The sequence below is a fragment of the Lysobacter sp. Root76 genome (genome assembly GCF_001428685.1).
Classification (GTDB): domain Bacteria; phylum Pseudomonadota; class Gammaproteobacteria; order Xanthomonadales; family Xanthomonadaceae; genus Lysobacter.
In genome coordinates this window covers 474153-498997 of record NZ_LMIK01000001.1, presented here as the reverse complement: position 1 = coordinate 498997, position 24845 = coordinate 474153, and the positions used below count along the sequence as shown (strand labels likewise).

The 24845-nt window shown below is 70.3% G+C and carries 18 protein-coding genes and 1 pseudogene; 6 read left to right on the top strand and 13 right to left on the bottom strand.

Features of this window, described 5'->3' with window-relative positions; genetic code table 11:
* Positions 1–58: 58 nt before the first annotated feature.
* The 3 genes from rng (at position 59) to tldD (ending at position 7279) form a co-directional block, all read left to right on the top strand.
* Positions 59–1546 carry a ribonuclease G gene (gene rng, locus ASE10_RS01970; RefSeq protein WP_055902519.1) on the top strand — a complete coding sequence of 496 codons (1488 nt, stop codon included), beginning with the start codon at positions 59–61 and terminating at the stop codon, positions 1544–1546.
* A 114-nt stretch (positions 1547–1660) separates the two neighbouring features.
* Positions 1661–5530 carry a YhdP family protein gene (locus ASE10_RS01965; protein ID WP_055903914.1) on the top strand — a complete coding sequence of 1290 codons (3870 nt, stop codon included), beginning with the start codon at positions 1661–1663 and terminating at the stop codon, positions 5528–5530.
* A 306-nt stretch (positions 5531–5836) separates the two neighbouring features.
* The gene (gene tldD, locus ASE10_RS01960) at positions 5837–7279 is read left to right on the top strand and encodes a metalloprotease TldD (RefSeq protein ID WP_055902517.1); all 1443 of its coding nucleotides are present in this window, start codon (positions 5837–5839) and stop codon (positions 7277–7279) included.
* A gap of 331 nt (positions 7280–7610) precedes the next feature.
* Here tldD and yjgA read toward each other — a convergent pair whose 3' ends face one another.
* Positions 7611–8183, bottom strand: coding sequence for a ribosome biogenesis factor YjgA (yjgA, locus tag ASE10_RS01955; protein WP_055902515.1), 573 nt, complete (start codon positions 8181–8183; stop codon positions 7611–7613).
* 119 nt (positions 8184–8302) lie between these two features.
* Here yjgA and pmbA point away from each other — a divergent pair, with 119 nt between their 5' ends.
* Both pmbA and ASE10_RS01945 read left to right on the top strand, forming a co-directional pair.
* A complete protein-coding gene (pmbA, locus tag ASE10_RS01950) occupies positions 8303–9664 on the top strand; it encodes a metalloprotease PmbA (protein ID WP_157480916.1) in 1362 nt (453 codons plus the stop codon).
* Between the two features lie 227 nt (positions 9665–9891).
* Positions 9892–10254, top strand: a complete 363-nt coding sequence (locus ASE10_RS01945; RefSeq protein WP_055902510.1) for a DUF4870 domain-containing protein — start codon at positions 9892–9894, stop codon at positions 10252–10254.
* Positions 10255–10976: 722 nt separating this feature from the next.
* Here ASE10_RS01945 and ASE10_RS01940 read toward each other — a convergent pair.
* From ASE10_RS01940 to tilS, 3 genes are read right to left on the bottom strand one after another with little or no spacing between them, the layout of a single operon-like run.
* Entirely contained in the window at positions 10977–11858 is an 882-nt protein-coding gene (locus tag ASE10_RS01940) for a farnesyl diphosphate synthase (RefSeq protein WP_055902508.1), read from the bottom strand.
* A complete protein-coding gene (locus ASE10_RS01935) occupies positions 11851–12117 on the bottom strand; it encodes an exodeoxyribonuclease VII small subunit (protein WP_055902506.1) in 267 nt (88 codons plus the stop codon). Before ASE10_RS01935 ends, ASE10_RS01940 begins: the two co-directional genes overlap by 8 nt.
* A 57-nt stretch (positions 12118–12174) precedes the next feature.
* Positions 12175–13473: a tRNA lysidine(34) synthetase TilS gene (gene tilS, locus ASE10_RS01930; protein WP_055902504.1), complete on the bottom strand. Its 1299-nt coding sequence runs from the start codon at positions 13471–13473 to the stop codon at positions 12175–12177.
* A 103-nt stretch (positions 13474–13576) separates the two neighbouring features.
* Between tilS and ASE10_RS01925 the strand changes: the two genes are divergently transcribed.
* The gene (locus ASE10_RS01925; RefSeq protein WP_055902502.1) at positions 13577–14638 is read left to right on the top strand and encodes an NADH:flavin oxidoreductase/NADH oxidase; all 1062 of its coding nucleotides are present in this window, start codon (positions 13577–13579) and stop codon (positions 14636–14638) included.
* A 22-nt stretch (positions 14639–14660) separates the two neighbouring features.
* Here the strand turns inward: ASE10_RS01925 and ASE10_RS01920 are convergent, their stop codons facing one another.
* From ASE10_RS01920 to lpxA, 9 genes and pseudogenes are all read right to left on the bottom strand, one after another.
* Positions 14661–15161, bottom strand: coding sequence for a protein-tyrosine phosphatase family protein (locus tag ASE10_RS01920; protein ID WP_055902501.1), 501 nt, complete (start codon positions 15159–15161; stop codon positions 14661–14663).
* A 63-nt stretch (positions 15162–15224) separates the two neighbouring features.
* The gene (locus ASE10_RS01915) at positions 15225–15914 is read right to left on the bottom strand and encodes a transglycosylase domain-containing protein (RefSeq protein WP_055902499.1); all 690 of its coding nucleotides are present in this window, start codon (positions 15912–15914) and stop codon (positions 15225–15227) included.
* Positions 15915–15927: 13 nt separating this feature from the next.
* Entirely contained in the window at positions 15928–16887 is a 960-nt protein-coding gene (locus ASE10_RS01910; RefSeq protein ID WP_055902497.1) for an acetyl-CoA carboxylase carboxyltransferase subunit alpha, read from the bottom strand.
* A gap of 130 nt (positions 16888–17017) precedes the next feature.
* Positions 17018–20539: a DNA polymerase III subunit alpha gene (gene dnaE, locus ASE10_RS01905; RefSeq protein WP_055902496.1), complete on the bottom strand. Its 3522-nt coding sequence runs from the start codon at positions 20537–20539 to the stop codon at positions 17018–17020.
* Positions 20540–20702: 163 nt separating this feature from the next.
* Complete coding sequence (locus tag ASE10_RS01900) at positions 20703–21332, bottom strand: hypothetical protein (protein WP_056305235.1); 630 nt, start codon at positions 21330–21332, stop codon at positions 20703–20705.
* 384 nt (positions 21333–21716) lie between these two features.
* Positions 21717–22310 (bottom strand): annotated as a pseudogene (gene rnhB, locus ASE10_RS01895) (ribonuclease HII); the annotation flags it as partial.
* Between the two features lie 13 nt (positions 22311–22323).
* Positions 22324–23547 carry a lipid-A-disaccharide synthase gene (gene lpxB / locus ASE10_RS01890; RefSeq protein WP_055902489.1) on the bottom strand — a complete coding sequence of 408 codons (1224 nt, stop codon included), beginning with the start codon at positions 23545–23547 and terminating at the stop codon, positions 22324–22326.
* Complete coding sequence (locus ASE10_RS01885) at positions 23544–24032, bottom strand: hypothetical protein (protein ID WP_056305237.1); 489 nt, start codon at positions 24030–24032, stop codon at positions 23544–23546. The genes lpxB and ASE10_RS01885 overlap by 4 nt, the downstream gene beginning before the upstream one ends.
* A gap of 2 nt (positions 24033–24034) precedes the next feature.
* The gene (gene lpxA / locus ASE10_RS01880; RefSeq protein ID WP_055902484.1) at positions 24035–24832 is read right to left on the bottom strand and encodes an acyl-ACP--UDP-N-acetylglucosamine O-acyltransferase; all 798 of its coding nucleotides are present in this window, start codon (positions 24830–24832) and stop codon (positions 24035–24037) included.
* Positions 24833–24845 lie beyond the last annotated feature (13 nt).

Below are 24845 nucleotides of genomic sequence, written 5' to 3'. Positions count from 1 at the left end.
CGCCGGCCGCCGCGCGACCTTCCCCCACCGTTGACGAACGCAGAGCGCCATCCACGCCATGACCGAAGAAATACTCGTCAACGTCACCCCGCGCGAAACCCGAGTCGCGGTGGTCGAAAACGGCATGCTGCAGGAGCTGCACATCGAGCGCGGCTGGCGCCGCGGCGTGGTCGGCAACATCTACAAGGGCCGGGTCCAGCGGGTGATGCCGGGCATGCAGGCGGCGTTCGTCGAGATCGGCCTGGAGCGCGCCGCGTTCCTGCACGCGGCCGACATCGTCAAGCCGGCCCAGGTCGGCGAGGGCGAGGGCGACCAGGCGCCGCTGCCGCCGGCCCCGACCCGGCCGATCGCCGAGCTGCTGCGCGAGGGCCAGGAAATCATCGTCCAGGTGGTCAAGGACCCGATCGGCACCAAGGGCGCGCGCCTGACCACCCAGCTCAGCATTCCGTCGCGTTACCTGGTGCTGCTGCCGCGCACGCGCGTGGTCGGGGTATCGGCGCGGATCGAGGACGAAAGCGAGCGCCAGCGCCTGAAGTCGCACGTGACCGCACTGGCGCCGGCCGGCGAGAACCACGGCTACATCGTGCGCACCAATGCCGAGAGCCAGCCCGCCGAGGCCCTGGCCGAGGACGTGGCCTACCTGAGCCGGGCCTGGGCCCTGATCGCCGAGAAATCTCAAAGCTCGCGCGTGGGCGAGCGCGTGTACGAGGACCTGAGCCTGCCGCTGCGCGCGGTGCGCGACCTGATGCGGCGCGACGTCGAGAAGGTCAAGGTCGATTCGCGCGAGACCTGCGAACGCCTGCGCGTGTTCGCCGCCCAATACATGCCGGGCCTGGACGAGAAGATCGAGCACTACACCGGCGCGCGCCCGATCTTCGACCTGTACGGGGTCGAGGACGAGATCCAGCGCGCGCTCGACAAGCAGGTGCCGCTGAAGTCGGGCGGCTACCTGGTGATCGACCAGACCGAGGCCATGACCACGGTCGACATCAACACCGGCTCCTTCCTGGGTCAACGCAATCTCGAGGAAACCGTTTACCGGACCAATCTGGAAGCGGCGCAGTCGGTGGCCCGGCAGCTGCGCCTGCGCAACCTCGGCGGCATCATCATCATCGACTTCATCGACATGACCGACGCCGAGCACAAGCGCCAGGTGCTGCGTCAGCTGGAGAAGTCGCTGGCGCGCGACCACGCCAAGACCACGGTCTACGAGTTCTCGCCGCTGGGCCTGGTCGAGATGACCCGCAAGCGCACCACCGAAAGCCTGGAGCGCCAGCTCAGCGAGCCCTGCCACGAGTGCGGCGGCCGCGGCACCTTGAAGACGCCGGAAACGGTGACCTACGAAATCTTCCGCGACATCGTCCGCCAGGTGCGCCAGTTCGACGCGCCGCGGCTGCTGGTGATCGCCTCGCCGAAAGTGGTCGCACGCATCACCGACGAGGAGTCGGCGGCGGTGGCCGAGCTGGAGGAGTTCCTCGGCAAATCGATCCGCTTCCAGCCCGACGACCAGTACGCGCAGGAGCAGTTCGATGTCGTGCTGCTTTAAAGCCGGGATTCGGCATTCGGGATTCGCGATTCGCAGAGGCGAATGCCGGCCCGTGCTTTGCCGAATCCCGAATCCCGAATGCCGAATCCCGGCGGCGCGCGGAGCGCGACGCTGATGCCGACCCCGCTGCGCCGCCGTTTGCGCTTCGCCCGCCGCAGCGTCGCCTATACCGGCGCGGTACTGCTGGTATTGCTGGCGTTGGCGCTGGGCGTGGCCAGCCAGATCCTGCCGATGGCCGAGCGCAATCCGGACCGGATCGCGGCCTGGCTGAGCCAGCGCGCCGGCCGTCCGGTCGCCTTCGACCGGGTAGAAACCCAATGGACCCGACGCGGGCCCTTGCTGCGTCTGGACGGCCTGCGGGTCGGCGAGGGCGCGCAGGCCTTCGTGGTCGGCGATGCCGAAATGCTGGTGTCGATCTACGCCGGCCTTTTGCCCGGTCATTCCTTTTCCGAGCTGCGCCTGCACGGCCTCGACCTGACCCTGGAGCGCGCCGACGACGGCCGCTGGAAGGTACGCGGCCTGCCCGGCCAGGAGCAGCCGAGCAAGGACCCGCTGGCCGCGCTGGAAGGCCTGGGCGAGTTGCAGGTGATCGACGGCAAGCTCGCGGTGATCGCGCCCAAGCTCGGCGTCGATGCGCGCATTCCCAAGATCAACCTGCGCCTGCGCGTGGACGGCAACCGCGTGCGTGCGGGCCTGCGCGCCTGGCCCAGCGTAGGCGTCGCCGGCGCGGCTTCCTCGCCCTTGGACGCGGCCTTGGACTTCGATCGCAAGCGCGGCGACGGCCGCGCCTACGCCGGCGCGCGCCGCGCCGACCTCAGCGCCTGGGCGGCGCTGCTGCAGGTCGCCGGCATCGGCGCCGAAAGCGGGCAGGGCCGCGCCGAGGCCTGGGCCGAATTGCGCGATCACCGCGTCGCCATGGTCACCGTCGACGCCGCGCTGGAGCGGGTCGCGTTGCGCGGCGCGCCGCTGGGCGACGGCGCCGCCGCGCTGCCGCGGATCGAGTTCGACCGCGTCGAAGCGCGTGCGCGCTGGCGCCTGGACCGCGGCGGCTGGCGCTTCGATGCGCCGCATCTGCGCATCGGCGGCGCGCCCAGGCAACAAGTGCTGGACGGCCTCGCGCTGGCCGGCGGCGAACGCTACGCCTTGCTCGCCGACCGCATCGACGCCGGGCCGCTGCTGCAGGCGGCCGCGCTCAGCGACCGCGTGCCCGCCGGCCTGCGCCGCTGGCTGCACCGGACCAAGCCGCAGATGTCGCTGCAACGCATCTCGGTCGCCGGCCGCCGCGACGGGCCGCTGCACGCCAGCGCGCGCATCGACGGCCTGGGTTTCGCCGCGATCGGCACCGCACCGGGCCTGAGCGGCCTGTCGGGCGATATCGAAGGCGACGCCGACGGTTTCAGCCTGCGCCTGGATTCGGCCTCGCCGATGCGGTTCGACTGGCCGGCCGGTTTCGGCGTGGCCCACACCGTGAACCTCGACGGCACCGTCGCCGGCTGGCGCGAGGGCGCGGGCTGGCGCGTCGGCACCCATGCCCTGACGATCAAGGGCGAAGGTTTCGGCGCGCGCGCACGCGGCGGCCTGTGGTGGCAGGGCGATGGAACGCGGCCGTGGATCGACATCGCCGCCGACCTCGACGAGGCGCGGGTGCCGGTCGCCAAGGGCTTCTGGATTCGCCACAGCATGTCGCCGGCATTGGTGAAGTGGCTGGATTCGGCCCTGATCGGCGGCAGCGTGCGCGACGGCCACGCGATCGTGTCCGGCGATCTCGACAACTGGCCGTTCCGCGACCGCAACGGACGTTTCGAGGCGACCGCGAAGCTGCACCAGGCGGTGGTCAAGTTCCAGCCCGAATGGCCGGCGGCCGAGGGCCTGGATGCGGACGTGGCCTTCATCGCCGACGGCTTCAGCGTCGACGGCGTCGCCAGGCTCGCCGGTGTCGGCGTGCAGAAGATCCATGCTGGCATCGATCACTACAAGGACGGCGCGCTGAGCGTGCAGGCGCGGACTACGTCCGACGCCGCGCAGCTGCTAAGCATGCTGCGCCTGAGCCCGCTGCAGAAGCAGCACGCCGACACCTTCGCCAATCTCACCGCCAGCGGTCCGGCCCAGGTCGGCTTTGATATGAAACTGCCGCTGAAGCCGGGCAGCGTCACCGCGATTTCGGGTTCGGTCGAATTGCAGGGCGCCAAGCTCGCCGACGCGCGCTGGAAACTCGCTTTCGACGACGTGCGCGGACGCGCCGAGTACGCGCGCGGCGGCTTCGGCGCCAACGATCTGGCGGTGCGCCACGAAGGCCAGCCCGGCAAGCTCTCGCTGCGCGCGGGCGACTACGTGCGCGACCGCGGCAATGTGTTCGAGGCCGGGTTGGACGCCAGCGTCGGCGCGCAGTCGCTGATCGAACGCGCGCCGGAACTGGGCTGGCTCAAGCCCTATCTGGACGGGCGTTCGAACTGGACCATCGGCATAGCGATCCCCAAGGCGCTCGCCGGCGCCACCCCGCCGACCCTGCTGCAACTGCATTCCAACCTGGTCGGCACCGCCCTGGAACTGCCGGCGCCCTTGCACAAGCCGGCCGCGGGCGGCCTGGCGACGACGGTGGAAACGCCGTTGCCGGTGGGCAGCGGCGACATCCGGGTCGGGTTCGGCAACGTGATGGCGCTGCGCGCGCGCACCGTCAACGGCCGCACCGGCGTGCGCGTCGCGCTCGGCGCCACCCGTGTCGACGAAGTCCCGCCGGCGCACGGTCTGGTCGCGACCGGCCGCACCGGCGTGCTGGACGCGATCGAATGGATGGCGTTCGCCGGCGGCGGCAAGGGCGAAGGCGAGGGCCTGCCGCTGCAGCGCGTGGACGTGACCGCGCAGAAGCTGCAACTGCTGGGCGGTGTGTTCGCCGACACCCGCCTGGTCGTCGTGCCGGCACCGCGCGGCGCCACCGCGGTGCGGGTCGAAGGCCCTGCCTTGGAAGGCGCCGTGCTGGCCCCGGCCGATCCGGCCGCGCCGCTGGCCGGCAAGTTCGAGCGCGTGTACTGGCGCGCGCCCACCGCATCGGTGGCCGACAACGGCACGGCATCGGCTGCGCCTGCCGCCGCGATTCCCGCACCGGCCGCGCGCGCGATCGACGCCGGCTTCGACCCGGCCAAGGTGCCGCCGTTGACCATCGACATCGCCGATCTTCGCCTGGGCGACGCGCGCATGGGCAGCGCCCGCGTCCGTACCCGGCCGACCGCGCTCGGCATGCGCCTGGAACAGATCCAGACGCGCGCCGACAAGCAGAGTATCGACATCAGTGGCGACTGGAACGGCCGCGGCGCGGCGGCGCGCACGCGCCTGACGATGAACATCGACAGCGGCGACACCGGCGCCTTGCTGAGCGGCTTCGGCTTCGGCGGCCTGGTCGCCGGCGGCAAGGCCAAGGTCCGCTTCGATGCGGGCTGGCCCGGCAGCCCGGCCACGTTCGCGCTGGGTTCGCTGGACGGCAGCCTGACCCTGGACGTGCGCGACGGGCGCCTGCTCGAGGTCGAGCCCGGCACCGGGCGGGTGATCGGCCTGCTCAGCATCGCCCAGCTGCCGCGGCGCCTGGGCCTGGATTTCCGCGACCTGTTCTCCAAGGGCTTCGCCTTCAACCGCGTCGGCGGCCACATCGCCATCGGCGGCGGCAGCGCGCGCAGCGACGACCTGGTCATGGACGGCCCCGCGGCGACCGTGAACATCCGCGGCTCCACCAATCTGCGCGCGCAGAGCTACGACCAGACCATCGAGGTCCGGCCCAAGACCGGCAACCTGCTGACCGCGGTCGGCGCGATCGCGGCCGGCCCGGTCGGCGCGGCCATCGGCGCCGCCGCCGGCACCGTGCTGCAGAAACCGCTGAGCCAGATCGGCGCCAAGACCTACCGGGTGACCGGCCCCTGGAAGGAGCCCAAGGTCGAGGTCATGACCCGCGAGCAGACGCGCAGCGCCGGCAACAGCGCGCCTCCGGCCGGCTAGCCGCGCAAGATCAGCCGCTCTCCCGCGGGAGAGGGGTTGGGCGCAGGGCCCGGGCAAGCGCGGTCTCGGCCTGGTTTCGTCCAAAATCCCGGAGTGCGAGGTACCAGTGCGAACCAAAACCGTACTGCTTCCCACCTTTCGTGGGAAATACGCCCCAAACCGATCCACTTGGCGCCAAACCCCACACGGTTGAACCCGCCCCGCCCAGACTCCATCTCTAATTGCACCGCCCCCACCATCCAGCCCGCCAGACCCAGCCCGGCGCTCGTTGGTTAGCATGTCTCCTTCATCGCCCCCGGACACCCCATGACGCTGCCCCTGCAACTCGCCGAAACCCGCCTGCTGCTGCCCGCCGGCCTGGACGCCAACGGCCTGGACCGCACCTTCGGCACCCTGTTGGGACCGGGCGTGGATTTCGGCGATCTGTATTTCCAGCACGCGCGCCGCGAGAGCTGGACAGTCGAGGACGGCATCGTCAAGGACGGTTCGCATTCGATCGAGCAGGGCGTCGGCGTGCGCGCGATCAGCGGCGAGAAAACCGGCTTCGCCTATTCCGACGAGATCAACGGCGAAGCGCTGATCGCGGCCTCGAAGTCGGCGCGGGCGATTTCGCGCGACGGTTCGGCGCACGAGCCGCGCGCGCTGGTGCGCGGCGCAGGGCGTGCCTTGTACCCGGCCGAGGATCCGATCGACGGCATCGGCAACGAAGACAAGGTCGAAGAGCTACGCAAGATCGATCGCCTGCTGCGCGCCGCCGACCCGCGCGTGCAGCAGGTCACCGTCAGCCTGTCCGGCGGCGTCGACACCGTGCTGGTCGCGCGCAGCGACGGCGTGCTCGCCGCCGACGTGCGCCCGCTGGTGCGGCTCAACGTGCAGGTGATCGTCGAGCAGAACGGCCGCCGCGAGAGCGGCTACGCCGGCGGCGGCGGCCGCTACGGCTACGCCGAGCTGTTCGCCGGCGGCAAGCCCGAGTCGCTGGCGCGCGAAGCGCTGCGTCAGGCGCTGGTGAACCTGGAGGCGATCGCCGCCCCCGCCGGCGTGATGCCGGTGGTGCTGGGCAGCGGCTGGCCCGGCGTGCTGCTGCACGAAGCGGTCGGCCACGGTCTGGAAGGCGACTTCAACCGCAAGGGCACGTCGACCTATGCCGGCCGCATGGGCCAGCGCGTGGCCTCGCCCGGCGTCACCATCGTCGACGACGGCACCCTGCCGGGCCGCCGCGGTTCGCTCAACATCGACGACGAAGGCACGCCGACGAACTGCACCACCCTGATCGAGGACGGCGTCCTGGTCGGCTACATGCAGGACACCCTCAACGCGCGCCTGATGGGCATGTCGCCGACCGGCAACGGCCGCCGCGAGTCCTTCGCGCATCTGCCGATGCCGCGCATGACCAACACCTACATGCTGGCGGGCACGCACGACCCGGAAGAAATGATCCGTTCGGTCAAGAAGGGCCTGTACGCGGTCAACTTCGGCGGCGGCCAGGTCGACATCACCAGCGGCAAGTACGTGTTCTCGGCCACCGAGGCCTACCTGATCGAAGACGGCAAGATCACCGCGCCGGTCAAGGGCGCGACCCTGATCGGCAACGGCCCGGAAACCATGCAGAAGGTGCGCATGATCGGCCACGACCTGGCCCTGGACGAAGGCGTGGGCGTGTGCGGCAAGGACGGCCAGAGCGTCCCGGTCGGCGTGGGCCAGCCCTCGCTGCTGATCGATGGGCTTACGGTGGGTGGCACGCAGTCGTGAGTGGTGCCGGCGTCCTGGTCCCGGCGGGAGCAGGTCCAATAGCGCGACGCTTCGGTCCTCCCTTCTCCTGCTTGCGGGAGAAGGTGCCCGCAGGGCGGATGAGGGCAACGCAGGCGGTGGGCGTTCGACGCTCGCGGCGTGCCCTCACCCCAACCCCTCTCCCGCAAGCGGAAGAGGGGCTACTGACTTTTGATCCTCCCTTCTCCCGCTTGCGGGAGAAGGGGCCCGCAGGGCGGATGAGGGCGGCGCAGGCGGTGGGCGTTCAACGCTCGCGGCGGGCCCTCACCCCAACCCCTCTCCCGCAGGCGGGAGGGGGCTCACTGTATGCGGCTCAGTTCTCGTCGTCGCTCGCGAGTTCGTCGCTGTCGTCGTCGCCGGCCTCGTTCGCGCCCAGCACCAGGCTGCGCAGTTCGCGGTACAGCTCGCGGAACGAATGCGGCGGCTTGTTGCGCTTGCGCTCCTCGAGCGTGTTGCGCACCAATTGGCGCAGGCGCTGGCGGTCGGCTTCGGGATACTCATCGAGCAGCGTCGCCAGCGCGGCGTCGCCGTCGGCGAGCAGGCGCTCGCGCCAGGCCTCGACCCGGTGCATCGCCGCGACTTCGCGCCGGCCGGCCTCGCCGTTGACGTCGAGCGCGTCGCGGATCGCTTCCAGGGTGGCGTCGTCCTCGCGCCGCATCTGCTTGGCCAGGAACGCCAGCTGGCGCTTGTGCGCGATGTGCGCGGTGATGCGCCGGCATTCGCGGATGTGCGGCAGCAGGCCCTCCGGGATCGGCAGCCGCGCCAGCTGGGCGTCGGTCAGCTTGGACAGCTGGTCGCCCAGGGCCAGCACCTCCAGCGCCTCGCGCCGGTTCTGGCTGCGGCTGGGGCTGAAGAATTCACCGGTTTCGTCGTCTCTGCCGCGCATCGCAAACCACCTCTCGTACCGTCAAACTGAATCGAAATCCCGTGGCGTCCAGCGCCACGGCAGCCAAGGATAAGACATTGAACGCAGTCGCCCTCCGTCAGACCGCTCCGGCCCACGTCATCGCCGACCCCGAAGCGCGCCTGGACGCCCTGTCCGAGCTGTCCCAGCGCCTGCTCGCCGCCGCGCGCGCGCGCGGCGCCAGCCAGGCCGAGGTCTCGTGCTCGGAAGAGACCGGGCTCAACGTCAACGTGCGCATGGGCGAGGTCGAGACGGTCGAAGCCACCCGCGACCGCGGCATCGCGGTCACTGTCTATTTCGGCCGCCGCAAGGGCAGCGCCAGCACCGCCGACCTGCGCGAGGACAGCCTGGAGGCCACCGTCGAGCAGGCGTGCGCGATCGCGCGCTACACCGAGGACGACCCCGCCGCCGGCCTGGCCGACGCCGAATTGATGGCCGCAGCCCAGGCCGAGGGCGGTTGGCGCGCGTTCGACAGCTGGCACCCGTGGATGCTGGAAGCCGACCGCGCGGTCGACCTGGCCCTGGCCTGCGAAAACGCCGGCCGCGAGTACGACGCCCGGGTCGAGAATTCCGACGGCGCCTCGGTCGGTACCGGCGCCAGCCTGGGCGTCTACGCCAATTCGCACGGCTTCATCGGCCGCGAGGGCAGCACCCAGCACAGCGTCGGCTGCGCCCTGATCGCCGGCCGCGGCGACGCCATGCAGCGCGATGGCTGGTACAGCATCGCGCTGGCCGAAGGCGACCTCGAAGCCACCGCCGCGATCGGCCGCCACGCCGCGCAGCGTGCGGTGTCGCGACTGGCGCCGCGCCAGATCGCCACCGGCGAATACCCGGTGCTGTATGCGGCCGAATCCGCGCGCTCGCTGATCGGCCACCTGCTGGGCGCGGTGTCCGGCGGCGCGCTGTACCGGCGCGCCAGCTTCCTGCTCGATTCCGCCGGCACCCGGCTGTTCCCGGAGTGGTTCTCGATCGAAGAGCGGCCGTTCCTGGTGCGCGGCTTCCGTTCCAGCGCCTTCGACGCCGAAGGCGTGGCCACGCGCGAGTCGGCGCTGGTCCAGGACGGCGTGCTGCAGCGTTACATCCTGGGCAGCTATTCGGCGCGCAAGCTCGGCCTGCAGACCACCGCCAACGCCGGCGGCGTGCATAACCTGCAGGTCGCCGCCAATGGCGGCGACTTCGACGCCATGCTGCGCGGCATGGACCGCGGCCTGCTGGTCACCGAGCTGATGGGGCAGGGGGTCAACACCGTCACCGGCGACTACTCGCGCGGCGCCGCGGGCTACTGGGTCGAGAACGGCCAGATCCAGCACCCGGTCGACGGCATCACCATCGCCGGCAACCTGCGCAGCATGTTCGAATCGATCGAAGCGGTCGGCAGCGACGTCGACCTGCGTTCGCACCTGCGCACCGGCTCGATCCTGGTCGGACGCATGACCGTCGCCGGCGATACCGGCGAAGACTGAGTCCCGCGCCGACGCCGGCCTGTAACGCGGACCGGTCATGCTGCGCGACCGCGCCGGTCCGGCCGTTGCGGGACCGCTGCCGCGTTGCTTCGAAGGCCGCGCCCCGCGGACCATGCGCCGCCGTCCTTGACAGCGGTGGCAACGCGGCTGAGAGTGGGCCGGCTGGGGCGGCCGCCAATGGTCGCCGCAAGGCCATCCAAACTGGAACTGGAAAGGGGAAACAAGGAATGAGCGATATCAACGAATCATCGGTCGACGGTAACTCCGAAGACCGCACCCTGGCGCTGATCACCCATCTGTCGGGAATCTTGCTGGGCTTCATCGTCCCGCTGATCATCTGGCTGATCAACAAGGACAAGCCGGAGAAGGCGTTCCTGATCGATCAGTCGAAGGAAGCGCTGAACTTCACCATCACCTTGCTGATCGTCTATGTCGTGCTGACCGTTCTCGCTCCCTTCACCCTGGGGCTCACCGGTCTGGTGTCGATGCTGGTGTGGGTGGTGTCGCTGATTCTCTTCATCATGGCCGGTCTGGCTGCGAACAAGGGCGAACGCTACCGTTACCCGGTTACGCTGCGTCTGATCAAGTAATCGGCGAGCGGGAATGCGGTATTGCGGGCCCGGCATTGCCGGGCCCGTTTCGTTTTGGGGGCCGATTACCTTTCGCCTGGGGCCCGCCGTCGCTTTCTGTGGGAGCGGCGTAAGCCGCGATTGCGAACTCCGAGGTTCGGCGAAGGTTTCGATTCCCAAGTCAAAGGCTTCCGCCCGCTGCGCATGCGGATCACTTCTCTTGCCACTTGCCTTGGGGTAGGAGCGGCGTGAGCCGCGACCACGACCTCCGGCTGCCGCATGAGTTTCGATGTGGATCGGCTTCGCTTCTGCTTTTTGCTTTCTGTGGGAGCGGCGTGAGCCGCGATCGCTCCGCCCGCTGCGCGTGCGGGTCACTTTCTCTTGCTAGCCCAAGAGAAAGTAACCAAAGAGAAGGGCTTGCCTAGACAACCCTCCCGTGCGAGATCGGAGGTGGCGCTGGGATTTTTCGAAGGAACATCCTGTTCCTCGAAAAACGGCGCGCGTCCTGCGCGCCGCCCTTCGGGTCTACGGTTATTCGTCATGGTGCGGCTCAATGGATTTCAATGCCGCGGCAACGGCAACGGCAACGGCAACGACTAATGCCAATGGCCAATGCCAACGGCGCTGCCGCTGAATGAGTGCTTTGTAGGATGCGGTGAGCCGCAGGCGAACCGCATCGCCGCGCGAGCCGCATCCGCTGCAGGCGCTACGGACAACCTCGCCTGCCGGCCCTCTCGCCGACCTCAGTGATTCCGCTGCGCCGCGAACTCGCCCAACTCGGTCAGCACTGCGGCCTTCTCGCCGAACGGAGCCAGCGCCTCGTGCATGCTGCGTACCAGCGCGTCCAGGCGCGCGCGCGAGCCGTCCAGGCCGATCAAGGCCGGGAACGTCGCCTTGTCCTGGGCCGCGTCCTTGCCCGCGGTCTTGCCGAGGGTGGCGCTGCTGCCTTCGATGTCGAGGATGTCGTCGCGGACCTGGAAGGCCAGGCCCAGCGCATGCGCATAGCGGTCCAGCGCGGTCAGCGCCTGGGCGTCGGCGCCGCCGCAGAGCGCGCCCATGCGCACCGCGGCGCGGATCAGGGCGCCGGTCTTGAGCGAATGCAGGCGTTCCAGCGCGGCCAGGTCCAGCGAGGCGCCGCCGCCGGTGGCGGCCACGTCCAGCGCCTGGCCGCCGCACATGCCGGCGGCGCCGGCGGCGTGGGCCAGCGTGCCCAGCAGGGCGACGCGTACGCCGTCGTCGGTGCGGGCATTGGCCAGCACCGCGAACGCCAGCGATTGCAGCGCGTCGCCGGCCAGGATCGCGGTGGCTTCGTCGTAGGCCACGTGCACGGTCGGCTGGCCGCGACGCAGGGCGTCGTCGTCCATCGCCGGCAGATCGTCGTGGACCAGCGAATAGGCGTGGATCAGTTCGACCGCGGCGGCGGGCGCATCCAGCGCGGCCTCGTCGGCGTCGAACAGCGCGCCGGCGGCGTAGACCAGCAGCGGACGCAGGCGTTTGCCGCCGAGCAGCACGGCGTGGCGCATCGCGGCGTGCAGATCCTGCGGCGGCGAGTCCGGGGCGGGCAGCGCGCGCACGAGCGCAGCGTCGGCGCGTTCGCGCCAGACGACCAGGCGCGGGTCACGCATCGGAGGCGTTGTGCGAGCCGGAGTAGGGTTCGGCGCCGGCCGGGTCCTGCGGATCGCTGAGCAGGCGCACGCGCAGTTCGGCCTGTTCCAGCGCGCTCTGGCAACGGCGGTACAGACCCACGCCGCGTTCGTAGGCGGCGAGCGAGTCTTCCAGGCTCATCTCGCCGTGTTCCATCTTTTCGACCAGTTGTTCGAGCGCGTCCAGGGACTGCTCGAAATCGGTCACGGGCGAGGGCTCGGTGGCGGCTTTGCGGGGCATGCGATTAGTGTGCGGCGCGGGGTCGGCGGGGTCAACGCATGCGCGGCCGGGCGGCGCTCAGGCGCGCCAGACCAGGCGCGCGCCGCGTTCGCGCAGCCAGCGGTCGAGGTCGGCGGAATAGGCCAGATCGGCGGCTGCCAGCAGCACGCCGCCGCGCGACAGCAGTGGCAGCCTGCGGCGCTCCCAGGGCGGCACGCTCAGCTCCTGCAGGACCTGCTTGAGCGCGTGGCTGTGCTCGCGGCCGGGCAGGACCATGCGTTCGCCGCCGACGCGCGCGTGGACCTCGCAGGCGCCTTCCAGCGCGCTCGCGCCTTCCAGGCGCAACTCGCCGCCGCCGGGCAGCGCCAGCGGCGCGCGGCCGTCCCAGGGCGTGCGCCAGCCGGGCGGCAGGGCGGCGGACTGCGTTTGCGCATGCAGCAGGTCGCGCCAGGCGCGGATGCTCGCGCCGTGCCAGCTGAACTCGGCTTCGGCGTCTTCGCGCGCGGTCAGCAGTTCGCGTTCGATCTGGTTGACGCCCACGGCGGGCAATGGCGGCAGGCCGAGTTCGGCGATCCAACGCCGCAGCACCCGGGCGCGGCGCGCGGACGGCAGCGTGCGCAAGCCCGCGCGCGACAGGGCCTGCGGATCGGCGCTGCGCACCTGGGCCAGGGCGAGCGCGTCGCCTTGCTCCAGCAGCGCCGCCGCCTGCGCGTTCAGGCCGGCCGAGGCCGCCAATGCCGCATCGGCCTGCGGCCAGCGTTCGCGCAGCAGCGGCAGCACGCGCCGGCGCAGGAAATTGCGGTCGTAGGCATCGTCGGCGTTGCTGGGGTCTTCGATCCAGCGCAGGCCGCGATCGCGCGCGTAGCGTTCGAGCGCGCTGCGCGGCAGTTCCAGCAAGGGTCGCCACAAGCGGCCGCGGCCGCAGTCGCGCCAGCGCCGCATCGCCGCCAGACCGTCCGGGCCGGAGGCGCGCAGCGCGCGCAGCAGGAAGGTCTCGGCCTGATCGTCGCGATGGTGGGCCAGGGCCAGGGTCTCGCCTTCGCCCAGCCCGCGCTCGAAGGCGGCATGACGCGCGCGCCGCGCCGCGGCCTCAGGGCCGTCGCCGCCGTCGCGGGTCACGTTCACCTGCGACACCGTCAGCGGAACGCTGAGTGCCGCGCACTCCGCGGCGCAGTGCGCGGCCCAGTCGTCGGCCTGCGCGTGCAGCCCATGATGCACGTGCCAGGCGCGCAAGCCGCGCGCGCGCGCGGCCGGCGTCTCGGCCAACAGATGCAGCAACGCGGTCGAATCCAGGCCGCCGCTGTAGCCCACGCAGAGCGGCCCCTGCGGCAGGTCGCGCAGGGCGTCGGCGAACGGGGAGGGCGCATGCGGCGGCATCCGCCGATGGTGCCACGGCGGTGGGACGGAGCAACCCATCGATGGCGCTGTATCCGCCGCGCAGCGGGCTTACTGTCTCGTCACCCCCTATCGAGATGCTGCATTGGCCCGCCTGTTCGACCCGTACCCGCAACGCTCCGTGACCCTGCGCAACCGCATCGCGGTTTCGCCGATGTGCCAGTACTCGGCGATCGACGGCATGCCCGAGAACTGGCACCTGGTGCACCTGGGCAGCCGCGCGGTCGGCGGCGCGGGCGTGGTCCTGACCGAAGCGACCGCGGTCTCGCCCGAAGGCCGGATTTCGCCCAGCGACACCGGCATCTGGAACGACCGCCAGGGCGAAGCCTGGTCGGAAATCGCCTGCTTCATTCGCGCCAACGGCGCCGTGCCGGGCATGCAGCTGGCGCATGCCGGCCGCAAGGCCAGCGTCGAGCCGCCGTGGCTGGGCGGGCGCGCGATCGCGCCGGGTTACGGCGGCTGGACGCCGGTGGCGCCGTCGCCGCTGCCGTTCGCCGATGGTTCGACGCGGCCGCGCGCGCTGGATACCTGCGGTCTGGCCAACGTCGTCGACGATTTCGCCGCCGCCGCGCACCGCGCGCTTGCGGCCGGTTTCCAGCTGATCGAGCTGCATGCCGCGCACGGTTATCTCTTGCACGAATTCCTGTCGCCGCTGAGCAACCGCCGCGACGACGGCTACGGCGGCGATTTCGACAGCCGCACGCGCCTGCTGCGCGAAGTGCTGGCGGCGGTGCGCGAAGTCTGGCCCGAACGCCTGCCGCTGTGGCTGCGGGTGTCGGCGACCGATTGGGTCGAGGGCGGCTGGGACGTCGAACAGAGCATCGAGCTGGCGCGCATCGTCAAATCGCTGGGCGTCGATCTCATCGACGTGTCCAGCGGAGGTCTGATGCCCGAGGTACGCATTCCGGTCGGCCCCGGCTACCAGGTGCCATTCGCCGCGCGCATCCGCCGCGAAGCCGGTATCGCCACCGGTGCGGTCGGCCAGATCACCGATGCCGCGCAGGCCGAACACATCGTCGACAGCGGCGAAGCCGACGTGGTCCTGCTGGCGCGCGAACTGCTGCGCGACCCGTATTTCCCGCGCCGCGCCGCGGCGGAGCTGGGCGCGGAGCTGCATGGGCCGGATCAGTATTTGCGGGCTTGGTAGCCCAGAGACGTGCCTTCGTTCGTCACTTCAGCGACGAACGACGCGCATACTCGCTGACCCAGGTTTCTTGCTCCTGGGTATCGGGCACCTGGACCCGACGCGCCGTGCTGAGCATGGCGAAGGCTTTCGCGCTGCCGATGCCGAGCTCGCAAAGCACGCAGGCCGCGATCAGTCCAGTGCGTCCGATGCCGGCGCGACAGTGCAGAACGATCGCGCGTCCGCAGCGAAGTCGCGTCGCTAGCTCGGCGACGAGGCGACGGGTCTCGTCCACCGACGGAGGTGTCTGCCGATCCGGGATCGGGAACGACAGGTAGTCGATGTCGCAGGCACGGCAAATGCGCTCTTCGTCGGCAAGGCCGAGCCCGCGCGCTTCATCGGGTTCCAGCAATGAGACGACCGTGTCGACACCGGCGCGTCTCCATCCCGCCAATTCGTCTTCCAGCCATTCGCCTGCACGCGGTCGGGGCGCCAAGGCCAGGCGCAAGGGCGACAGGTCGCTCACCCAGTAAAGGTCGGGCATCATTCGTGAGAAATGTTCTGCTTATGCTTTGGGGGGGGCGGAATGCGGGGCATTCCGATAACGCGACTAGCGCGCGGTCGCTGCGGGCTTGAGCCGCGCCAGATCGCGCTCTGGGTCGATGTGCGCCGGATCGATTCCCAACTTGCCGGCTAGATACGCGTAACGCTCGTTGAACCGCTCGCGATCGCGTACGGGATCGCGGGAAGGGAACTTCATCAGTCCCACCAAAGCAATGGCTTCAGCTCTTGTCAGCTGATCCGCGGAAACACCGAAATACGCTGGCGCGGCGGCTTGAAGGCCGCGAGCACCGCGGCCGAACCAAGCCTGGTCCAAGGAGTAATCGGCGATCTGTTCGGGCGTCCACTCGTTGCTCAAGCGGATAGTTGCGGCGATTTCCGCCGCCAAGCGGTTCGTGTTGCGCGTCGGGTTGCCGGGGTTGGACGCGATCGAGCGCGCTGCGAAGGTCGATAACGAGGCCGCTCCAACAGGGCGGCCTGGTGCCGTTGCGCGACTTATTTCGCGGTAGAACTCCCAGCACCATTTGAGCGGATCCAGGCGCTCGACTCGCATCGGGCCTTCGCCGCCTAACGATACCCAGTAGATCGCATGCAGTTCGGCGGGATATCGGTGCTGCACGAGCGGAAGCTCATCGGGAAGCTCGCTCGCACCCTGCCAATAGATGCCGTAAACCAGCGACACGAACGCCGCGATCAGCAGCAAAGCCGCGCCGACGATCCCCTTCAGCCAGCCGCTCATGACGGCCGCGCGCTTACGCGGCCTCGTACGCCCCGTAGCCGCGCAGGCGCTCGTAGCGGCGCTGCAGCAGTTCCGGGGTCGGGATCTGTTCCAGCGCGTCGAGTTCGTTCAGCAGCACGGCCTTGAGCCGGGTCGCCATCTGCTTGGGATTGCGATGCGCGCCGCCGATCGGCTCGCGCACGATCTTGTCGATCAGGCCCAGCTCGAACAGGCGCTTGGCGGTCAGGCCCAGCTGTTCGGCGGCGTCCTTGGCCTTTTCCGCGGTCTTCCACAGGATCGAGGCGCAGCCTTCGGGGGTGATGACCGAGTAGGTGCTGTATTCCAGCATCAGGGTGCGGTCGCCGACGCCGATCGCGAGCGCGCCGCCGGAGCCGCCTTCGCCGATCACGGTGCAGATCACCGGGATCTTGAGTTCGGCCATTTCCAGCAGATTGCGCGCGATCGCTTCGGACTGGCCGCGCTCTTCGGCGTCGATGCCCGGCCAAGCGCCGGCGGTGTCGATGAAGGTCAGCAGCGGCAGCTTGAAGCGCTCGGCCATCTTCATCAGGCGCAGCGCCTTGCGGTAGCCCTCGGGGCGCGGCATGCCGAAGTTGCGGCGGATCTTGCTCTTGGTGTCGCGGCCCTTCTGGTGGCCGATGATGACCACCGAGCGGCCATCGATGCGGCCCAGGCCGCCGACGATGGCGGCGTCGTCGGCGAAGGCGCGGTCGCCGGCCAGTTCCTGGAACTCGTCGCAAAACACCCGGATGTAGTCCAGGGTGTAGGGACGCGCCGGGTGGCGGGCCAGCTGCGAAATCTGCCAGGGGCTGAGGTCGCGGAAGATCTGCGCGGTACGCAGGCGCAGCTTGTCCTGCAGGGCGTGGATCTCGGAATCGATGTCGACCGCCGGCCCGCTGTTGGCGTGGCGCAGTTCCTGGATCTTGGCTTCCAGGTCGGCGATGGGCTGCTCGAAGTCGAGGTAGTTCGGATTCATGCTCGGGCCGGGGCCGGAAAGGGGCACAGTCTAGCCCAGCGACCACGACCGTACCGAGGGGTTGGGTAGCGTATCGCGGTGTTGCGATACGTAAGCGACGGTTTCTGCAGCGGAAAATCCGCGCCGCGGCTCAGTTCGCCCAGGGCTTGGCCAGGGTCAGCTTGACCGCGCGCACGCCGGGCTGGGCGCGCAAGGTGCCGACCAGGTCGGCGTCCACACGCACCGACTGGCTGCCGTTGAGGTCGAGCATGCCGGCCGCGCCGGTGCGCAGCAGGTCCAGGCGGATCGGGGTCTGGCCGGGGCGGTTCTTGGCCAGCAGGGCATCGACGCGCTGCCAGGTGCCGGGCACGCGCAGGTCCAGGCGCATCGACAGGCGTTGGGCGTGCTTGGCGCAGACCTGCGAGTAGTCCCAGCAGCGTTGCGCGCGCAGGGCGAAGCCGCCGCTGAAGGCGTCCTCGCGCAGGCCGCCCTGCACGACCAGCAGACGGTCGCGGGCGAGCATGGACGCGAATTCGCTGTAGGTCTCGGCGAAGAAGGCGCATTCCAGACGGCCGCGGCCGTCCTCGATCTGCACGAACATCTGGCTGTCGCCCTTCTTGCGCAGGCCGACGACCTGGCCGGCGACCACCACTTCCAGCTCCGGGCGCCAACCGCTGCGCGCGCTTTCCGGGCGGTTTTCCCAGATCCGGTCGAGCTCGCCCAGGTCGTTGCCGACCAGGCCGCGCAGTTCGTCGCGGTAGGGATCGAAGGGATGGCCGCTGAGGTAGTGGCCGAGGGTTTCGCGTTCGCCGGCCAGCAACTGCGCCAGCGGCCATTCGTCGGCCTCCGACAGGTCCAGGTGCAGCGCCGGCGCCGCGGCTTCGAAGCCGCCGAACAGCGAGACCTGGCCGGCGTCGCGCTCGCGCGCGAGCTGGTCGGTGGCCTTGAGCACTTCCGGCAATTGCAGCATCAGGCTCGCGCGGTTCTTGCCCAGGCGGTCGAGCGCGCCGGCCTGGGTCAGCGCTTCCAGGGCGCGCCGGTTGAGCTTGCCGCTGTCGACGCGTTTGCAGAAATCCAGCAGATCGTCGAAGGGACCGGCGCGGCGCGCATCGACGATGGCCTCGCAGGCGCCGCGGCCGACGCCCTTCACCGCGCCCAGGCCGTAGCGGATGGTGCGCGCGTCCTTGGCTTCGAACATGTAGGCCGAGGCGTCCACGTCCGGCGGCAGCACGTCCAGGCCCATGGTGCGGGCTTCGTCGAGGAAGCCGACGATCTTGTCGGTGTTGTCCATGTCCGAGGACAGCACCGCGGCCATGAACTCGGCCGGGTAATGCACCTTGAGCCAGGCGGTCTGGTAGGCGACCAGGGCGTAGGCGGCCGAGTGCGACTTGTTGAAGCCGTACTCGGCGAACTTCTCCATCAAGTCGAAGATCGGGCTGGCCTGCTTGGCCGGGATGCCGCGCTCGGCGCAGCCGGCCTCGAACTTGGCGCGCTCCTTGGCCATCTCCTCGGGCTTTTTCTTGCCCATCGCGCGGCGCAGCATGTCGGCGCCGCCGAGCGTATAGCCCGCCAGTACCTGCGCGATCTGCATCACCTGTTCCTGGTACACGATGACGCCGTAGGTCGGCGACAGCACGGGTTCCAGCGAGGGGTGCGGGTAACTGACTTCGGTGTTGCCGTGCTTGCGGTCGACCCATTCGCGATCCATCCCCGAGCCCAGCGGGCCGGGGCGGAACAGCGCGGCGAGCGCGATGATGTCTTCGAAGGTGTCGGGCTTGGCGCGCTTGAGCAGCTCGCGCATGCCGCGCGATTCGAACTGGAACACCGCGACCGTGTCGCCGCGCGCGAACAGCTCGTAGCTGAGCTTGTCGTCGAGCTCCAGCGCTGTGATGTCCAGCGGCGCTTCGCCGGCGGCGGCGCGGCGCACGTTGATCGCCTTCACCGCCCAATCGATGATGGTGAGCGTGCGCAGGCCGAGGAAGTCGAACTTGACCAGGCCGACCGCTTCGACGTCGTCCTTGTCGAACTGGGTGACCGGATTCCTGCCGCGGCCCTCGCCGTCGTGTTCGGCGAACAGCGGGCAGAAGTCGCTCAGCGGCGAGGGCGCGATCACCACGCCGCCGGCGTGCTTGCCGGCGTTGCGGGTCAGGTCTTCCAGGCTCAGCGCCAGGTCGAGCAGGTCGCGCACGTCGTCTTCGGTGCGGTAGCGGTCGATCAGGTCGGCCGAAGCCAGCATCGGGTTCTGCTTGGCCGCGTCGGAATTGCCGAGCGCGTCGTCCAGGCTGATGCCCAGGGTGTTCGGGATCAGCTTGGCGATGCCGTCGACGAAGCCGTACGGATGGCCGAGCACGCGTCCGGAGTCGCGCACCACCGCCTTGGCGGCCATGGTGCCGTAGGTGATGATCTGGCTGACCCGGTCGCGGCCGTACTTGGCGGCGACGTAGTCGATGACTTCGTCGCGGCGGTCCATGCAGAAGTCGATGTCGAAGTCGGGCATCGACACGCGTTCCGGGTTCAGGAAGCGCTCGAACAGCAGGTCGTAGGGCAGCGGGTCGAGGTCGGTGATGCCCAGCGCCCAGGCCACCAGCGAACCGGCGCCGGAACCGCGGCCCGGACCGACCGGGATGCCGTGGTCCTTGGCCCAGTTGATGAAGTCCGCGACGATCAGGAAGTAGCCGGGGAAGCCCATCTTGATGATGACGTCGAGCTCGATCTCCAGGCGCTCGTCGTAGTCCTGGCGGCTCTTGCCCTCGGCCAACGGGGCTTTTTCCAGGCGCTTTTCCAGGCCTTCGCGCGCGGAGTTGCGCAGCCAACTCTCGATGGTGTGCTCGCTCGGCACCGGGAACGCGGGCAGGGCGTATTCGCCGAGCTTGAGTTCGACGTTGCAGCGCGTCGCCAGCGCCAGCGCGTTGTCGATCGCGTCGGGGATGTCGGCGAACAGCTCGGCCATCTCCTCCGACGACTTCAGGTATTGCTCTTCGCTGTAGTCGCGCGGACGCTTGGGGTCGTCGAGCACGCGGCCCGACGCGATGCACACGCGCGCCTCGTGCGCTTCGAAACCGTCGCGGTCGAGGAAGCGGGCGTCGTTGCTGGCGACCACGGCCAGGCCGCGCTTGCTGGACGCATGCAGGGCGAAGGCGTTGAATGCATCCTCGCCGTCGCGGCGGGTACGGGTCAGTTCCAGGTGCAGGCGGTCGTCGAGCACGCTCTGCCAGTCGGCGATCCAGGCCTCGGCCAGCTCGTGGCGTCCGCCGATCGCCAGGCGTCCGCCCAGACTGTGGCGGCCGGCCATGGCGAACAGGCCGGCGTTGTCCTCGCGCAGCCATTCCGGGCGCAGCACCACCCCGTCGATGCGCTGGCCTTCCAGCCAGGCGCGGCTGAGCAGGCGCGACAGGGTCAGGTAGCCGCCGCGGTCGCGGCACAGCAGGGTCATGCGCGAGGGCGTTTCGTTGCCGTCGGCCATGCCGATGTCGGCGCCGATGATCGGCTTCAGGCCCGCGCCTTCGGCGGCCTTGTAGAACTTGACCGTGGCGAACAGGTTGTCGATGTCGGTCAGGGCGACCGCGGGCTGGCCCAGGCTCGCGCAGCGTTTGACCAGCTCGCCGATGCGGATCGTCGAGTCGGCTAGCGAGTATTCGCTGTGCAGGTGGAGATGAACGAAGCGTGCGGACATGCGACAACCGGCGTGACAGCCAGCAGGTTAGCAGCCCGGCCGCCGGGTACAAGGCTTGACATCGCGGCCGCCGTCCGACGCCCGCGCCGGATGGCGCGAATCGCTGCCGTTGCGCGCCGATCGCTGCGCTTTCGCGCGCGTTCGGCCGCGCCCGCCACGGGCGTCAGGTCACCCGGAACGGCGATTCGGCGGCGTGGAACGCCGGCGCATAGTGATAATCGTGGATGCGCACGCGCTGCTGCAACAGGGCGATCTCGTCCAGGCGCTCGCGCACCCAGGCCGCGCGCAGTTCGGCGCCGTTGCCGTCCGGATGGCTGACCTCGCGGTAGGCGCAGAAATCGCGGTAGTCCTCGGCCTCCTCGGCGAAGGCCGGCCAGGCCAATTCGATCAGCAGCACGTCGTCGAGCAGGCCCAGCAGAGGCATCCGGTCGGGGATCAGGCCGTCGTCGTTCTCGATGTAGGCGAACAGCTTGGCCAGGCGCGCGCGCATGGCCTCGTCGCAGTCCCAGTCGGGATCGGCGAGCATGCCGCGCAGCTCCTGCAAGCGTTGCAGGCGCTCGTCGACGACGGCGCGCGCCTGCTCGGTCGGCATCGCGCTCAGCCAGGCGGCCAGGCGCTGCAGGCGGGTGGCGTCGACGCGTGCGGCGTCGGGGTGGAGTTCGTGGACCAGGGCGTCGAAGGCGGCGATCGCTGCAGGCGTGAGCGCCATCGCCGGTTCCGGCGTGGACGCTGCGGCGTGATCGGATTCGAACGGCAGGGGCTGCGAAGTCGGGGTCGGATGGGGCGTGCGCATGGTGCACCTCCGGGGCCGGCCATGGGAGCGGGGCGTCGGGCACGGCCGGAGTGCGTCGACCCTCATCCTTAAGGACGCCGCGGCAGCATGCGTGGTTGCCAAGCCTGGGCGCGCCTGCGGAAAGTCGCCGTGACGTAGGGCATGGGGCGGCTGTTCAGCCGACGGGCGGTCGCCGCGAAGACCGCTCGATCTGTTGCGTAGTGTAGCGCTACTTCCCTGGGCGTCGTCGCGATCGTGGAAGGCTCGCGGAAGGCGCGCGCCGCGGGCGGCTTTGCGGGTGGCGCTAGCCGGGCAGTTCGGCGAAGACGTGGTCGGTGGAGGTTGTGGCGGTGGCGCAGGCCGCGCTCAGCCGACCGCGATCGCTTCGGCGAAGGCTTGCGGCGTCAGCGCCGCGCGCACCGGAGCGAAGCTGCGGCGGTGCTGCGGGCAGGGGCCGTGCGCGGCCAGCGCGGCCAGGTGCGCAGGCGTGCCGTAGCCCTTGTGTTCGTCGAAGCCGTACTGCGGCCACTGCGCATGCAGTTCGCGCATGTGGCGGTCGCGCGAGACCTTGGCCAGGATCGATGCGGCCATGATCGCGCGGTCGCGCGCGTCGCCGCCGATCAGCGCCTCGGCCGGGCAGGGCAGGCCGCGCGGCAGGGCGTTGCCGTCGATGCGCGCCAGTTCGGCGGCGTGCGCGACCGCTTCGACCGCACGGCGCATGCCGGCCATGGTGGCCTGGAAGATGTTGATGCGGTCGATCTCGTCGACTTCGACGTAGACCACGCTCCAGGCCAGCGCGCGTTCGACGATGCGCGCGTACAGCGCTTCGCGGCGCTGCGCGCTAAGTTGTTTGGAATCGTCCAGGCCGTTGACCGGCGTGCGCCCCGGGCCCAGCACCACCGCGGCGACCACCACCGGGCCCGCGAGCGGGCCGCGTCCGGCTTCGTCGACGCCGGCGATGCGTTGCGCGCCGCGCGCCACGGCCAGGTCGAGCGTCATCTGGCCTGGGAGCTCAGTCATGGCCGGTCGGCAGCAGGTCGGCGACCGCGTCGGCGGCGCGCGCGGAGGCGTCGCGGCGCAGGCTGGCGTGGATCCGTTCGAAGCGCGCCGGCAGCGCCGCCGCCAGCGTGCGGTCGCGCAGCAGCGCGAGCGTGGCCTGGGCCAGCTTCTCGGGCGTGCAGTCGTGCTGCATCAGCTCCGGCACCACGCGCTCGCCGGCGAGCACGTTGGGCAGCGAGTAGGTGTCGGTCTTGAGCAGGCCGAAGGTTTTGACCAGGGTGTAGGTCAGCGGCGCGATCTTGTAGGCCACCACCATCGGCCGCTTGGCCAGCATCGCTTCCAGGGTCGCGGTGCCGGAGGCCAGCAGGACCACGTCGCTGGCGACCATCACCGTGCGTGCGCCGCCGTCGGTGACGTGCAGCGCCGGGCGCAGGGCGGCCGCGTCCGGGTGCGCGGCCAGCACGCGCTCGAAGGCGGCGCGGGCCTGGGCGTTGGCCATCGGCGCGACCACGCTCAGGCGCGGCTCGGCCGCGCGCAGGCGCGCCGCGGCGGCGAGGAAGTCGCCGCTCAGGCGTTCGACCTCGCCGACCCGCGAACCCGGCAGCAGCGCCAGCACCGGCGCCTCGTCGTCCAGGCCCAGGCGCATGCGCGCTTCTTCGCGGTCGGGCTGCAGCGGCATCTCGTCGGCCAGCGGATGGCCGACGAAGCGCGCATCGACGCCGTGGCGCTCGTAGATCGCCGGCTCCATCGGAAACAGGCACAGCACGCGGTCGGCGGAACGGCCGATCTTCTCCGCGCGCTTCTCGCGCCAGGCCCAGACCGAGGGGCTGACGTAGTGCACGGTCTTGACGCCGCGCTGCTTGAGCCAGCGTTCGACGCCGAGGTTGAAGTCCGGCGCATCGATGCCGATGAACACGTCGGGCTTCCAGTCGAGCACGCGCTTGCGCAGCTCGCTGCGCAGGCTCAGCAGCCGCGGCAGGTGCTTGAGCACTTCGACGATGCCCATCACCGCCAGTTCGGAGGCGTCGTACCAGGAATCCAGGCCCGCGGCCTGCATCTGTTCGCCGCCGACGCCGACGAACAGCGCGCCGGGATGACGGCGCTTGAGTTCGGCGATCAGGCCGGCGCCGAGCAGGTCGCCGGAGGCCTCGCCGGCGACCAGGGCGATGCGCAGCGGGGGCGGCGGCGGGGCCGGGAAGATGTCTTCGACGGCGGCAGCGGGGGCGGTGGCGTTCATCGGGGGAAATGGCGCTCCAGTTCTTGCTCGTACTGCGCGCGGTCGAACACGAAGCGCGCCACGGGCGTCAGCTCGGGGGCTGAGCTGTCGGCGGCATTGTGCCCTGCCGAGGGGCCATCGTCGTCCTCATGGGTCACATCCTGCCAAAGCACGTGATCGCCGTCCGTTTCCAGGCGGCAGGAGATCACGCCGCAGTAGTCGCTACCGCAGTGGCAGCGGTACAGGACCAGGCGACCGGAGCCGAATTGATTGGGCGCCGGGATGCGGCCCAGGAACGCGTCCCGACCGAGCTCGCGCTCGGGCGGGGGCAGTTCGGGGTCGAGATCGGTGCCGTGGCGCCGCAGGTCGCGGGCGATGCCCAGCCACTGGCACAGCGGGCGTTCGTCGATGAACAGTTCGGTGACCGCCCAGCGCTGCGGCCGGCCGTCGATGCGGTCTTCGGCGACGGCCTCGCCGATGCGCAGGCGATGTACGGCCGCGGCCATGCTCAGCGCAGCAGCGGGCGCTCGCCGGCGTCGATGAAGGCCAGCAGCGCGCGCACGTCGTCGCTGTCGCCGGCCAGCGCGATCAGTTTGCCGCGCGCTTCTTCCAGCGAGGTGCCGGACATGTACAGGGCGCGGTAGGCGCGCTTGATCGCGGCGATGCGCTCGGCGTCGAAGCCGCGGCGCTTGAGGCCTTCGCTGTTGATGCCGCGCGGGCGGCCGTAGCCGTCCTGCGCGACCATCACGAACGGCGGCACGTCGCCGTTGACGAACGCGCCCATGCCGATGAAGGCGTGCGCGCCGATCCGGCAGAACTGGTGGATGCCGGCGAAGCCGCTGAGGATGACGTGGTCGCCGACCGCGACGTGGCCGGCCAGGGTCGCGTTGTTGGAGAACACGCACTGGTTGCCGACCACGCAGTCGTGGGCGACGTGGACGTAGGCCAGCAGCCAGTTGTCGTCGCCGATGCGGGTGGCGCCGCCGCCGTTGCCGGTGCCGCGGTTGACGGTGACGAATTCGCGGAAGGTGTTGCGGTCGCCGATCACCAGTTCGGTGCGTTCGCCGGCGAACTTCTTGTCCTGCGGGTCGCCGCCGATCGCGCACTGGGCGACGAAGTGGTTGTCGCGGCCGATCCGGGTCGGACCGCGGATCACGCAATGCGGACCGACCACGGTGCCGTCGCCGATCTCGACCTCGTCGCCGATGTAGCTGAAGGCGCCCACGCGCACGCCGGCGCCGAGCCTGGCGCCCGGCTCGATCACCGCGCTGGGATGGATCGCGCTGGAGGAGGTCGGCTCACTCATACGATCTTGCTCA

What these genes read in the sequence shown, in the direction of transcription:
- rng (WP_055902519.1), top strand. Translation starts at nt 59, where the DNA reads ATGACCGAAGAAATACTCGTCAACGTCACCCCGCGCGAAACCCGAGTC.
- ASE10_RS01965 (WP_055903914.1), top strand. Translation starts at nt 1,661, where the DNA reads ATGCCGACCCCGCTGCGCCGCCGTTTGCGCTTCGCCCGCCGCAGCGTC.
- tldD (WP_055902517.1), top strand. Translation starts at nt 5,837, where the DNA reads ATGACGCTGCCCCTGCAACTCGCCGAAACCCGCCTGCTGCTGCCCGCC.
- yjgA (WP_055902515.1), bottom strand. Translation starts at nt 8,183, where the DNA reads ATGCGCGGCAGAGACGACGAAACCGGTGAATTCTTCAGCCCCAGCCGC.
- ASE10_RS01945 (WP_055902510.1), top strand. Translation starts at nt 9,892, where the DNA reads ATGAGCGATATCAACGAATCATCGGTCGACGGTAACTCCGAAGACCGC.
- ASE10_RS01940 (WP_055902508.1), bottom strand. Translation starts at nt 11,858, where the DNA reads ATGCGTGACCCGCGCCTGGTCGTCTGGCGCGAACGCGCCGACGCTGCG.
- ASE10_RS01935 (WP_055902506.1), bottom strand. Translation starts at nt 12,117, where the DNA reads ATGCCCCGCAAAGCCGCCACCGAGCCCTCGCCCGTGACCGATTTCGAG.
- tilS (WP_055902504.1), bottom strand. Translation starts at nt 13,473, where the DNA reads ATGCCGCCGCATGCGCCCTCCCCGTTCGCCGACGCCCTGCGCGACCTG.
- ASE10_RS01920 (WP_055902501.1), bottom strand. Translation starts at nt 15,161, where the DNA reads ATGATGCCCGACCTTTACTGGGTGAGCGACCTGTCGCCCTTGCGCCTG.
- ASE10_RS01915 (WP_055902499.1), bottom strand. Translation starts at nt 15,914, where the DNA reads ATGAGCGGCTGGCTGAAGGGGATCGTCGGCGCGGCTTTGCTGCTGATC.
- ASE10_RS01910 (WP_055902497.1), bottom strand. Translation starts at nt 16,887, where the DNA reads ATGAATCCGAACTACCTCGACTTCGAGCAGCCCATCGCCGACCTGGAA.
- dnaE (WP_055902496.1), bottom strand. Translation starts at nt 20,539, where the DNA reads ATGTCCGCACGCTTCGTTCATCTCCACCTGCACAGCGAATACTCGCTA.
- ASE10_RS01900 (WP_056305235.1), bottom strand. Translation starts at nt 21,332, where the DNA reads ATGCGCACGCCCCATCCGACCCCGACTTCGCAGCCCCTGCCGTTCGAA.
- lpxB (WP_055902489.1), bottom strand. Translation starts at nt 23,547, where the DNA reads ATGAACGCCACCGCCCCCGCTGCCGCCGTCGAAGACATCTTCCCGGCC.
- ASE10_RS01885 (WP_056305237.1), bottom strand. Translation starts at nt 24,032, where the DNA reads ATGGCCGCGGCCGTACATCGCCTGCGCATCGGCGAGGCCGTCGCCGAA.
- lpxA (WP_055902484.1), bottom strand. Translation starts at nt 24,832, where the DNA reads ATGAGTGAGCCGACCTCCTCCAGCGCGATCCATCCCAGCGCGGTGATC.